Source organism: Mesorhizobium sp. M7A.F.Ca.US.005.03.2.1, assembly GCF_003997795.1.
In the GTDB taxonomy this organism is placed as follows: Bacteria; Pseudomonadota; Alphaproteobacteria; order Rhizobiales; family Rhizobiaceae; genus Mesorhizobium; species Mesorhizobium ciceri.
Genome location: NZ_RZRP01000118.1, coordinates 1 through 11,025, shown reverse-complemented (window position 1 = coordinate 11,025; position 11,025 = coordinate 1). Strand labels below are relative to the sequence as shown.

The 11,025-nt window shown below is 63.0% G+C and carries 11 protein-coding genes and 2 pseudogenes; 9 read left to right on the top strand and 4 right to left on the bottom strand.

The genetic code is table 11. From position 1 onward, the window contains the following. The coding region (locus EN991_RS09480) for an SDR family NAD(P)-dependent oxidoreductase (RefSeq protein WP_127368641.1) at positions 1 to 266 on the bottom strand (266 nt) is incomplete at its 3' end. A gap of 103 nt (positions 267 to 369) precedes the next feature. Here EN991_RS09480 and EN991_RS09475 point away from each other — a divergent pair. Next, positions 370 to 1,257, top strand: coding sequence for a helix-turn-helix transcriptional regulator (locus tag EN991_RS09475; protein WP_127368640.1), 888 nt, complete (start codon positions 370 to 372; stop codon positions 1,255 to 1,257). 201 nt (positions 1,258 to 1,458) lie between these two features. Here EN991_RS09475 and EN991_RS09470 read toward each other — a convergent pair whose 3' ends face one another. Then, the gene (locus EN991_RS09470) at positions 1,459 to 2,094 is read right to left on the bottom strand and encodes a TetR family transcriptional regulator C-terminal domain-containing protein (protein ID WP_013530906.1); all 636 of its coding nucleotides are present in this window, start codon (positions 2,092 to 2,094) and stop codon (positions 1,459 to 1,461) included. 226 nt (positions 2,095 to 2,320) lie between these two features. Between EN991_RS09470 and EN991_RS09465 the strand changes: the two genes are divergently transcribed. Further along, entirely contained in the window at positions 2,321 to 3,649 is a 1,329-nt protein-coding gene (locus EN991_RS09465; protein WP_013530907.1) for an aspartate aminotransferase family protein, read from the top strand. 75 nt (positions 3,650 to 3,724) lie between these two features. Here the strand turns inward: EN991_RS09465 and EN991_RS09460 are convergent, their stop codons facing one another. Further along, positions 3,725 to 4,363 carry a TetR/AcrR family transcriptional regulator gene (locus EN991_RS09460; RefSeq protein WP_013530908.1) on the bottom strand — a complete coding sequence of 213 codons (639 nt, stop codon included), beginning with the start codon at positions 4,361 to 4,363 and terminating at the stop codon, positions 3,725 to 3,727. Positions 4,364 to 4,484: 121 nt separating this feature from the next. Here EN991_RS09460 and EN991_RS09455 point away from each other — a divergent pair, with 121 nt between their 5' ends. The 3 genes from EN991_RS09455 to EN991_RS09445 all read left to right on the top strand — a co-directional run bounded on the left by EN991_RS09455 (position 4,485) and on the right by EN991_RS09445 (position 7,629). Then, on the top strand, positions 4,485 to 5,735 hold the full coding sequence (locus tag EN991_RS09455; protein ID WP_013530909.1) for a Zn-dependent hydrolase: 1,251 nt from the start codon (positions 4,485 to 4,487) through the stop codon (positions 5,733 to 5,735). A gap of 63 nt (positions 5,736 to 5,798) precedes the next feature. Next, a complete protein-coding gene (hydA, locus tag EN991_RS09450) occupies positions 5,799 to 7,250 on the top strand; it encodes a dihydropyrimidinase (protein ID WP_063172510.1) in 1,452 nt (483 codons plus the stop codon). 43 nt (positions 7,251 to 7,293) lie between these two features. Then, entirely contained in the window at positions 7,294 to 7,629 is a 336-nt protein-coding gene (locus EN991_RS09445) for a hypothetical protein (protein ID WP_245460933.1), read from the top strand. Between the two features lie 62 nt (positions 7,630 to 7,691). Here EN991_RS09445 and EN991_RS09440 read toward each other — a convergent pair whose 3' ends face one another. Further along, positions 7,692 to 8,102 carry a cupin domain-containing protein gene (locus EN991_RS09440; protein WP_013530912.1) on the bottom strand — a complete coding sequence of 137 codons (411 nt, stop codon included), beginning with the start codon at positions 8,100 to 8,102 and terminating at the stop codon, positions 7,692 to 7,694. Between the two features lie 142 nt (positions 8,103 to 8,244). On the opposite strand from EN991_RS09440, the gene EN991_RS09435 reads away from it, so the two are divergent. From EN991_RS09435 to EN991_RS09420, 4 genes and pseudogenes are all read left to right on the top strand, one after another. After that, entirely contained in the window at positions 8,245 to 9,036 is a 792-nt protein-coding gene (locus EN991_RS09435; RefSeq protein ID WP_013530913.1) for an ABC transporter ATP-binding protein, read from the top strand. 115 nt (positions 9,037 to 9,151) lie between these two features. Continuing rightward, positions 9,152 to 9,562, top strand: a pseudogene (locus EN991_RS09430) (endonuclease domain-containing protein); the annotation flags it as partial. Further along, positions 9,563 to 10,441, top strand: a complete 879-nt coding sequence (locus tag EN991_RS09425) for an ABC transporter permease (RefSeq protein WP_127368638.1) — start codon at positions 9,563 to 9,565, stop codon at positions 10,439 to 10,441. It abuts the pseudogene before it with no gap. After that, positions 10,438 to 11,025 (top strand): annotated as a pseudogene (locus tag EN991_RS09420) (ABC transporter permease); the annotation flags it as partial. The gene EN991_RS09425 and the pseudogene EN991_RS09420, both read left to right, overlap by 4 nt.

Genomic DNA, 11,025 nt, shown 5'->3' with positions numbered 1-11,025 from the left:
TTGTTGATGAGGATGTCCAGCCGGTTCGTCCGGGCGCGCACCGCCTCGGCGAGGTGGCGCACCTCGGCCAGCGAAGAGAGGTCGGCGACCAGAAGCTCGGCCTTGCCGCCGGCGGCTTCGATCTCGGTGACAACAGCCTTGCCGCGCGTTGCATCGCGGCCGTGCACCAGCACACGGGCGCCCGCGGCGCCGAGCCGTTGCGCGACAACGCGGCCGACGCCGTCTGTCGAGCCGGTGATGAGGATCGTCTTGTCTTTGAGTTCCATGTTCAGAGCCTCCGTTCTGTTGCTCTGAACGGAAGATGGGGCAGTTGGCGCTGGCCAAACAGTTCAAACTTTATCCTGGTATCAATACTGCTATAATACGCGCATGGAGTCCCAACCTCACGCGGCCCCCACACGTTCGGCTGAAAACAGCCGCCGGCGCGAACTCGGCGCCTTCCTGCGCTCGCGCCGCGAAAGGCTGACGCCCTCGGCCGCAGGCATCGCCATCGGTCTCAGGCGACGTACGCCGGGCTTGCGCCGCGAGGAGGTGGCGATGATCGCCGGTGTCGGCACGACCTGGTACACATGGCTGGAGCAGGGGCGGGAGGTCAGGCCCTCGGTCGAGGTGCTGACGGCGCTCGCCGAAGCACTGCGCCTCGACGCCGCCGAAAAACAGCATCTGTTCATCCTCGCCGACCGCCAGCAGCCGGAGCGCCGTGCCGTAGCGCCGGAAAAGGTCGATGGCCCGTTGCTGCACATGCTGCAGAGCCTGGTGCTGCAGCCGGCCTATGTCGTCGGGCGGCGCTGGGACGTGCTGGCCTGGAACCCGGCGGCGGTGGCGGTGTTCGGCGATTATGGCCTGCTGGAGGGTGACGCCCGCAACATCGTCCACATGGTGTTCACGAGCCCGCATCACCGGCACCTGCTGGTCGACTGGGAGCAACTGGCGCACACCGTGCTGGCCTCGTTCCGGGCCGCGAGCGCCCGCTATGTCGGCGATCCGGATTTCGAGCGGCTGATCGAGTTGATGACGCGTTCGAGCCCCGAATTTCGTGCCTGGTGGCCGCAGCGCGACGTCGCGCATCGGTTGTCGGGGGTGAAACATGTCCGGCACCCGAGCGCGGGCGCCATGACCTTCGAGCATATGAGCCTGTCGATCGGCGACGGCTCGGACATGAAGCTGATCGTCTACACGCCGTTAGCCGAGCAGAATTCGATCGCCAAGCTGCAGGCATTGCTGGACGCGCTGCCGGCCGAGCGGCGCAGCGCCTGAGGTTGGCTGGCGTCCCCCTCGGCTTCGTCATCCACGGGCGAAGCGGACGCGGAAACCCGAGGATCCATGCCGGGACGTTTGCCGAAGAGTACTACGGAACAGAATTTGGACCTTTTGCGGCGCGTTGAAGTCGCGGCATGGATTCTAGGGTCTGCGCCGCGCCGCGTCGCTCCTTGCTTCGCCCTAGAATGACGAAACCATTTAGCCCTTCGGCTTCAGCCCATCGAGGAACAACTGCTCGAGAAATCTTGCCGCATCCTCGAAGCGGCCGTCGCCGCCGCGGTTCGGTCCGAGCACGGCGCGGACCTGGACGTCGAAATCGGCATAATGCTGCGTCGTCGCCCAGATCGAGAAGATCAGGTGCCAAGGGTCGGTCTTGGCGATCTTGCCGGCGCGCATCCAGCCCTTGATGACGGCGGCCTTCTCGTCGACCAGCGTTTTCAGTTCGCCCGCCAGCAGCGGCATGATGCGCGGCGCGCCTTGCAGGATCTCGTTGGCGAACAGCCGGCTCTCGCGCGGAAAATCGCGCGCCATCTCCAGCTTGCGCCTGATGTAGCTGCGCAGTTCGGTTAGGGGATCGCCAATGTCGTCGAGTTCGCGCAGTGGCGCCAGCCAGGTGTCGAGCAGGCGCTGCATCAGCGTTTCGTGGATGTCTTCCTTGCGCCGGAAATAATAGAGCAGGTTCGGTTTCGACATGCCGGCGGCTTCGGCGATCTGGTCGATGGTCGAGCCGCGAAAGCCGTTGGTGGAGAAGACCTCAAGCGCCGCCTCCAGGATGAGTTCGCGCTTTTCCTGCTGGATGCGGGTGCGGCGAGGGGCATCCGTGCCGATGGTCACCGTTGCAAGCCCTCGTGTTGAGGCTCATCTGGACCAATTCTCTGGACCAGTTTTTCCCTAGCCTGTGGAACGCACTTCAGGTGCCGCATTTCCGCTAGTAATCCTTGACCGCCTAAAGGGCGGTGCTAACGTTTGTCCAATCGGTCAAAAATTTGCGTAGCATGAAAACGCGGCAAAGACCAAGCGTTGGGCGCAGCGAAACAGTTTACAAGGGGAAGTCCTGGTCATGTCCAACCGGCTGAAAGTCACGCCGAACGATCTCAGTGCATTCTGGATGCCGTTCACGGCAAACCGGCAGTTCAAGCAGGCGCCGCGCATGATGGTGTCCGCCAAGGACATGCATTACACAACCAGTGACGGCCGCAAGGTGCTCGACGGCACCGCCGGCCTGTGGTGCGTCAATGCCGGCCACTGCCGTCCGAAGATCACCGAGGCGATCCAGCACCAGGCTGCCGAACTCGATTATGCGCCGGCCTTCCAGATGGGCCATCCGATCGTGTTCGAACTGGCCAACCGCCTGGTCGACCTGGCGCCCAAGGGCATGGACCATGTCTTCTTCACCAATTCCGGCTCGGAATCGGTCGAGACCGCGCTCAAAATGGCGATCGCCTATCACCGTGTGAAGGGCGAGGGCTCGCGCACCCGGTTGATCGGCCGCGAGCGCGGCTATCACGGCGTCAATTTCGGCGGCATTTCGGTCGGCGGCATCGTCACCAACCGCAAGATGTTCGGCACGCTGCTCGGCGGCGTCGACCATATGCCGCACACGCATCTGCCGGAAAAGAACGCCTTCACCAAGGGTGTGCCGGAGTATGGCGCGGAACTCGCCAACGAGCTGGAGCGTATCGTCGCCCTGCACGACGCTTCGACCATCGCCGCCGTCATCGTCGAGCCGGTCGCCGGCTCCACCGGCGTCATCCTGCCGCCGAAGGGTTATCTGGAGAAGCTGCGCGAGATCTGCACCAAGCACGGCATCCTGTTGATCTTCGATGAGGTCATCACCGGTTTCGGCCGTCTCGGCACACCGTTCGCCGCCGACTATTTCGGTGTCACGCCCGACATCATGACCACCGCCAAGGGCGTCTCCAACGGCGTCATCCCGATGGGCGCGGTGTTTGTGAAGAAGGAGATCCACGACGCCTTCATGACCGGCCCCGAGCACATGATCGAGTTCTTCCACGGCTACACCTATTCGGGCAACCCGATCGCCTGCGCGGCCGCACTCGGCACGCTTGACACCTACAAGGAAGAGGGCCTGCTGACCCGTGGCGAGGAGCTGGCGCCGTACTGGGAAGACGCGCTGCATTCGCTGAAAGGCGAGCCGAACGTCATCGATATCAGGAACATCGGCCTGATCGGTGCGATCGAGCTGGCGCCGATCGCCGGCCAGCCGACCAAACGGGCCTTCTCGGCCTTCGTCAAGGCGTTCGAGCGCGGCGCGCTGATCCGCACCACCGGCGACATCATCGCGCTCTCGCCGCCGCTGATCATCACCAAGGGCCAGATCAACGAATTGATCGACCATGTTCGCGATGTGCTGAGGTCAATCGATTGACGGACTGACGCGGTCGGTTGAGGTCGGCGCGGCAGCGCGCCGACCTGACCTTTGGCTTGCAACGAACCATTACAGTCAGGCGGGCAACGCACCGATCCCGGTCAGGATCACCCGCTTGATATTTTCCTTGGCTTCCCGCCATTGCCGGTCGGACAGAGGTTTTCCGCCATTGAGTGTCTCGATCTGATGGCCGAAATCGGCGTAGTGCTGGGTCGTGGCCCAAAGCATATAGAGCAGATGGCGCGGATCCACCGGGTCCATCTTGGCTTCCTCGATCCAGCGCCTGATGATCTCGACGCGGCCGTCGGTCCATTCGCGCAGCGTCGATTCCATATAGTCCTGAAGCACCGGCGCCCCGTGCATCACTTCGGAGGCCCAGACCTTCGAGCCGTCCGGATGGCGGCGTGATATTTCCATCTTGGCGTCGATATAGGCACTGATGCCGTCTATGGGCCCGCGCGCCGCGTCGAAGCAATTGGCCGCCTGTAGCCAGATTTCAAAGATGTTTTGAACGACCGACCGGTAAAGCTCTTCCTTGGTGGCGAAATAGTAGTGGAGATTTGCCTTTGGCAGTCCGGCCAGATCCGCAATCAACTGCATCGTGGCGCCGCCAAACCCTGCCTCCGCAAACACCTTCTCTGCAGCGACGAGAATGGTTTTTTCATTCTCTCGGCGGATCTCCTGTCGCCGCATGGGGCGGGTGGGTTCTGCCATGTCTACCCCAAGATTCTAGTTGACCGCTTGGTCAGGTTGTGTAGTTTAAAAGCTGACCATACGGTCAAGCTGTAAATCACTCAAGGGGCGACAAGACCCCCGGTGTAGATGGGAACTCGAGATGGCCGCACCCGGCGAGAATCTGCGAATCAATTCAGATCGTTTGTGGGATTCCATCATGGAGATGGCGAAGATTGGCCCCGGCATTGCCGGCGGCAACAATCGCCAGACCGTGACCGACGAAGACGGCGAAGGGCGGCATCTGTTCAAGCGCTGGTGCGATGCGGCCGGGCTCGAAATGGGCGTCGATGAAATGGGCACGATGTTTGCCCGCCGCGAAGGCACCGATCCCAGCCTGCCGCCGGTCTATGTCGGCAGCCATCTCGATACGCAGCCGACCGGCGGCAAGTATGACGGCGTGCTCGGCGTACTGGGCGGGCTTGAAGTGGTGCGCTCGCTCAACGATCTCGGCATCAAGACCAAACATCCGATCGTCGTCACCAACTGGACGAACGAGGAGGGCTCGCGCTTCGCGCCGGCTATGATGGCGTCCGGCGTGTTCGCCGGCGTGCTCGACCAGGCCGATGTGTACGGGCATGTCGACAAGCAGGGCAAGAAATTCGGCGAGGAACTGGAGCGTATCGGCTGGAAAGGCCCCGAGAAGGTCGGCGACCGCAAGATCCATGCCTTCTTCGAACTGCATATCGAACAGGGACCGATCCTCGAGGATGAAGATATCGACATCGGTGTCGTCACCCATGGCCAGGGCCTGAAATGGCTGCAGGTGACGCTGACCGGCAAGGAAGCCCATACCGGCTCGACGCCGATGCCCAAGCGCCGCAATGCCGGGCTCGGCATGGCGCGGGTGATCGAACTGGTGCACGAGATCGCCATGGACTACCAGCCCGATGCCGTCGGCGCGGTCGGCCACATGGAGGTCTATCCCAATTCGCGCAACATCATCGCCGGGCGCACCGTCTTCACCGTCGATATCCGCTCGCCGGAAAAGGAAGTGCTGGACGCGATGGATGGCCGTATCCGCGAAGGCATCGACACGATCTGCGATGCACTCGACATCCGCTACGAGATCGAACAGGTCGGCGCTTTCGATCCGGTGACTTTCGATGCCGGCTGCGTCAAGGCGATCCGCGATGCCGCCGACCGCCTTGGCTATTCCCATCGCAACATCGTTTCCGGTGCCGGCCACGACGCCTGCTGGATCAACCGCGTCGCGCCCACCGCCATGGTGATGTGCCCTTGCGTCGATGGCCTCAGCCACAACGAGGCCGAGGAGATCACCAAGGAATGGGCTTCGGCGGGTGCCGATGTCTTGTTCCACGCGGTGGTGGAGACGGCTGTCATCGTGGAGTGAGCTTAGAATCCACCTTCCAAACGACGCTCGTAAAGAAGCGCGAAGAGAACAAGGGAACAGTCAATGACCAAAGTCATCCGAAACGGCACCATCGTCACCGCCGACCGCACCTGGAAAGCCGATGTGCTGATGCAGCACGGCAAGATCGTCGCCATCGGTTCGGGCCTGCATGGCGACCATGAGTTCGACGCCACCGGCTGCTACGTCATGCCGGGCGGCATCGACCCGCACACCCATCTCGAAATGCCGTTCATGGGCACCTATTCGGCCGATGACTTCGAGTCCGGCACGCGCGCAGCGCTCTCCGGCGGCACGACCATGGTGGTCGATTTCTGCCTGCCGGCGCCGCAGCAGTCGCTGCTCGAAGCCTTGCAGATGTGGGACAACAAGACCTCGAAGGCGTCGTGCGACTACTCCTTCCACATGGCGATCACCTGGTGGGGCAAGCAGGTGTTCGACGAGATGGCCACGGTCGTCGACAAGGGCATCACCTCGTTCAAGCATTTCATGGCCTACAAGGGCGCGCTGATGGTCGACGACGACGAGATGTATGCGTCGTTCCAGCGCTGCGCCGATCTCGGCGCGCTGCCGCTCGTTCATGCCGAGAATGGCGACGTGGTGGCGGCACTGTCGCAGAAGCTGCTGGCTGCCGGCAACAACGGCCCCGAGGGCCACGCCTATTCACGGCCGCCCGAAGTGGAAGGCGAGGCGACCAACCGCGCCATCATGATCGCCGACATGGCCGGCGTGCCGCTCTATGTCGTGCATGTCTCCTGCGAGCAGAGCCATGAAGCGATCCGCCGGGCGCGCCAGAAGGGCATGCGGGTGTTCGGCGAGCCGCTGATCCAGCATTTGACGCTGGACGAGAGCGAGTATTTCGACAAGGACTGGGACCATGCGGCACGCCGCGTGATGAGCCCGCCCTTCCGCAACAAATCGCACCAGGACTCGCTGTGGGCCGGCCTCCAGGCGGGGTCGCTGCAGGTGGTGGCGACCGATCATTGCGCTTTCACCACCAAACAGAAGCGCAACGGCGTCGGCGATTTCACCAAGATCCCGAACGGCACCGGCGGGCTTGAAGACCGCATGCCGGTGCTGTGGACCACAGGCGTTAACACCGGCCGGCTGACGATGAACGAGTTCGTCGCGGTGACCTCGACCAACATCGCCAAGATCCTCAACATGTATCCGAAGAAGGGCGCCATCGTAGAGGGCGCCGACGCCGACATCGTTGTCTGGGATCCCAAGCGCAAGAAGACAATTTCGTCCAAGAAGCAGCAATCGGTGATCGACTACAATGTCTTCGAGGGTTTCGAGGTGACCGGCCTGCCGCGGTTCGTGTTCTCGCGGGGCGAACTGTCGATCCAGGAGGCCGAGGTCAAGGCCAAGCCCGGCCATGGTGAATTCGTCGGCCGCGAGCCGAATGCGGCGGTCAACCGGGCGCTGTCGACGTGGAAGGAAATCTCCGCGCCGCGCAAGGTGGAACGCACCGGCATCCCGGCGACCGGGGTTTGAGGTGCGGCGCGGGGGACTTCTTTTCGCGGCAGTTTTGGTTCTGGTGGCCAGCCAAGTGACGGCGGCCGGCATCGACCTAGCCAAACCTTATGGCAACAAGTCCGGCTGCATCAACAAGAACGGCCAGGAAGTCTACGCCGAGGACATGCTGCTTCTAACCAACACCGACTTCATCACGGCGACGAGCGCTTGCACCTTCACCGGCAAGAGGGTCCAGGCCGACGGCTCGCTTGTGGTGAAGGCGGAGTGCGAGGCCGAAGGCGAAGAGGGCAAGTCGCCCGCCACCTTCATCATCAAGCACAGCACCAAGAACGCCAAGAAACTGTTGATCGCGGATGCGGACGGCACCGTCTATGGGGAAGTGTCTCGGTGCCGATGATTGCCGAAGCTGGCGGGCGCAAACCTCTAGCAATTGGCCGACGGGCGCCTAGCCCGGCGAAGTCAGCTTCCGGCGACCAGCGCATCCAGTTCCGGCAGCAGGACGACGCTCTCCTGTTCGTTGGGATCGGTGCGCGCAATGACGGCAGAGGACGGGGCGCCGCTCAGGTTGGCCGGCAGATGCGGCACGCCGGCGGGGATGTAGAAGAGATCACCGGCCTTGACGACGATATGATGCTCGAGCCGGTCGCCATACCAGGTGTGAACTTCGCCGGAGAGCACATAGATCGCCGTCTCGTGGCTCTCGTGCATATGCGCCTTGGCGCGGGCGCCGGGCGGCATGGTGAGCATGTGCATGCAGATGCCGGAGGCACCGACGGTCTCGGCGGCAATGCCGGCGAAATAGGTCAGCCCCTGCTTGCCTTCATAAGTGCTTTCAGGGCGGATAAGATGACAAGTGGGTTTGGGCGACATCGGGGAAACTCCGGGCGTCGATCGCGTGGGACAAGGTCAGAGGGACAGGGCCAAATGGGACAGGGTAAGTGGAAAACAACATCGCGATAAAAGCAATCGGATTCCAGCCGCCGCGGGAACGGAAACAGGCAGGCGGCAACCGATGACGGGGAATTCGCCAGCCGTCGTCGCGGCAAGCAAACTCGGGCTGACCTTCCAGACCAATGACGGGCCGGTGCAGGCGCTGTCCAATGTCGATCTGACCATCGGCAAGGGCGAGTTCGTCTCCTTCATCGGGCCTTCGGGCTGCGGCAAGACCACGCTGCTGCGCGTCATCGCCGATCTGGAGAAGCCGACCTCGGGGGCGATTTCCGTCAATGGCATGACAGCAGAGCAGGCGCGTGAGAAACGCGCCTATGGCTATGTCTTCCAGGCGGCGGCGCTGTTTCCGTGGCGGACCATCGAGCGCAATGTGGGGCTGCCGCTGGAGATCATGGGCCTGTCCAGGGCGGAGCAAGGCGAGCGGATCAAGCGCACGCTCGGCCTCGTCAACCTCTCTGGATTCGAGAAGAAATATCCCTGGCAGCTCTCGGGCGGCATGCAGCAGCGCGCCTCGATTGCCCGTGCGCTGGCCTTCGACGCCGACCTGCTGCTGATGGACGAGCCGTTCGGCGCGCTGGACGAGATCGTGCGCGACCATCTCAACGAGCAGCTGCTGGAATTGTGGGGACGCACCAACAAGACCATCTGCTTCGTCACCCACTCCATTCCGGAGGCCGTCTATCTGTCGACGCGCATCGTCGTCATGTCGCCGCGCCCCGGCCGCGTCAGCGACATCATCGAATCGACGCTGCCGAGAGAGCGGCCGCTCGACATCCGCGAGACGCCGGAGTTTCTGGCGATCGCAGCGCGGGTGCGGGACGGGCTGCGCGCGGGGCACAGCTATGACGATTGAGGGAGCAAACGACGGGCTCCCTCCTCTCCCCAACGGGGAGAGGGTGGCCGGAGCGAAGCGGAGGTCGGGTGAGGGGGCGGCGCCGACGGATCCGACCAAGAGAAAGGTCGGGGCAACCGCTCGCGCCCGAAAGCTGCGGGTTGACGAGACCGAGGCTGAATACAGGCTTTGGGGGGAACTGAGAGACCGTCATCTCAATGGCTACAAATTTGTGAGGCAAGTGCCGCTTGGACCGTTCATCGCGGATTTTGTTTGTCGCGAGGTAAGCCTGATTGTCGAACTTGATGGTAGTCAGCACGCAGATTCTCCAACCGACCCTTCCAGGACAGCTTGGCTGAACGGACAAGGTTATTCGGTTCTCCGGTTCTGGAATCATGAGGTTTTGGCCGAACGTCGAGCGGTCCTGGATACGATCTTGGCTTGCCTTGACGGAAAGATTGCTACCCCCTCACCCGACCTCCGCTTCGCTCCGGCCACCCTCTCCCCGTTGGGGAGAGGAGGGCGCCAGTCGGCTGAGGCCCGCTAGATGGACACCTTCCGCGACAAGCTCGTTCCCGTCACCTCCATCCTCGTTGGCGTGGTCGCGCTCTGGTATGTCTTCGCCGTCATCCTCAACACGCCGTTCCAGCGCGATCTCGATCGTCGCGCCGGTGAAACATCCACGTTCAGCGAACTCATCGGCAAGACGCTGTCGCAGCCGAAGCCGACATTGCCGGCGCCGCACCAGGTGGCGGTGAATTTCTTCGAGAACACCTTCCTGCGGCCCATCACCTCCAACCGCAGCCTGGTCTACAATGCCTGGGTGACGCTTTCGTCGACGCTGCTCGGCTTCGCTTTCGGCACGGCGCTCGGCATCATCATCGCCGTCGGCATTGTCCATGTGGCGACGCTCGACCGCAGCCTGATGCCGTGGATCATCGCCTCGCAGACCATTCCCATCCTGGCTGTGGCGCCGATGATCATCGTCGTGCTGGGGGCGATCGGCATCAGCGGGCTCGTCCCGAAGGCGATGATTTCGACCTATCTGTCGTTCTTCCCGGTGACTGTCGGCATGGTGAAGGGGCTGCGCTCGCCCGAGATCATGCATCTCGACCTGATGCACACCTACAATGCCAGTCGCGCGCAGACCTTCTGGATGTTGCGCGTGCCTGCTTCGGTGCCGTTCCTGTTCACCTCGATGAAGGTGGCGGTGGCGGCAAGCCTGGTCGGCGCCATCGTCGGCGAACTGCCGACAGGCGCTGTCGCCGGCATCGGCGCCAAGCTGCTCGCCGGCGCCTATTATAGCCAGTCCATCGACATCTGGTCGGCGCTGGTTGCTGGCTCAGTGGTGGCAGCCCTTCTGGTCATGGTGGTCGGCATTGCCGGGCGCCTCGTCGACCGCGCCATGGGCGGGAGGCCGGCATGAACTGGCTGAAACCCTCCTGGCAGGCAGTGCTGGCGATCGTGCTGTGCCTGATCGCTGTGGCGCTCGGCCCGATCGCCGCGCCGAAAGTCGATGCACTGGCGCAGCCTGCAGGGACGTTGATATACCCCTATGTGGCGACGACCTGGCTGATTTTCGGCGTGCTGCTTGTCGCCGCTTTGATCTCGATGACCAGAATACCGTCCATTGTCGAAGCCGTTGTGCTTTTCATCGGCGCGCATCTGGCCGCCTGGCTGCTGATTGGCGGCATCACCGGCTTCGAAGGCCTGGCGCGGACGCCGTTCTTCCTGTTGCTCACCGGTGCATGGCTGCTTGGCTGGCGCTGCGTGGCGGTGCTGTCATCATTGCGTCCGTTCGCCAAATGGGCTCGCACCGCGCTGCGCCTGATCATCCCGGCCATCTTCGGCGCCTGGATCCTGATCATCTGGGAAGCGGTGACGCGTGGGGCCGGCATACCCTTCATCCTGCTGCCGCCGCCACGTGCCATCGGCGCGCGCATCGCCGGTTCGCTGCCGGTGCTCGGCGCCGATGTCCGCCAGACCATCTTCAAGGCGGTCATCTTCGGC

Bases quoted from the DNA above. Each gene is read 5' to 3' on its own strand.
- EN991_RS09475 (WP_127368640.1), top strand. From the start codon at position 370: ATGGAGTCCCAACCTCACGCGGCCCCCACACGTTCGGCTGAAAACAGC.
- EN991_RS09465 (WP_013530907.1), top strand. From the start codon at position 2,321: ATGTCCAACCGGCTGAAAGTCACGCCGAACGATCTCAGTGCATTCTGG.
- EN991_RS09460 (WP_013530908.1), bottom strand. From the start codon at position 4,363: ATGGCAGAACCCACCCGCCCCATGCGGCGACAGGAGATCCGCCGAGAG.
- EN991_RS09455 (WP_013530909.1), top strand. From the start codon at position 4,485: ATGGCCGCACCCGGCGAGAATCTGCGAATCAATTCAGATCGTTTGTGG.
- hydA (WP_063172510.1), top strand. From the start codon at position 5,799: ATGACCAAAGTCATCCGAAACGGCACCATCGTCACCGCCGACCGCACC.
- EN991_RS09440 (WP_013530912.1), bottom strand. From the start codon at position 8,102: ATGTCGCCCAAACCCACTTGTCATCTTATCCGCCCTGAAAGCACTTAT.
- EN991_RS09435 (WP_013530913.1), top strand. From the start codon at position 8,245: ATGACGGGGAATTCGCCAGCCGTCGTCGCGGCAAGCAAACTCGGGCTG.
- EN991_RS09425 (WP_127368638.1), top strand. From the start codon at position 9,563: ATGGACACCTTCCGCGACAAGCTCGTTCCCGTCACCTCCATCCTCGTT.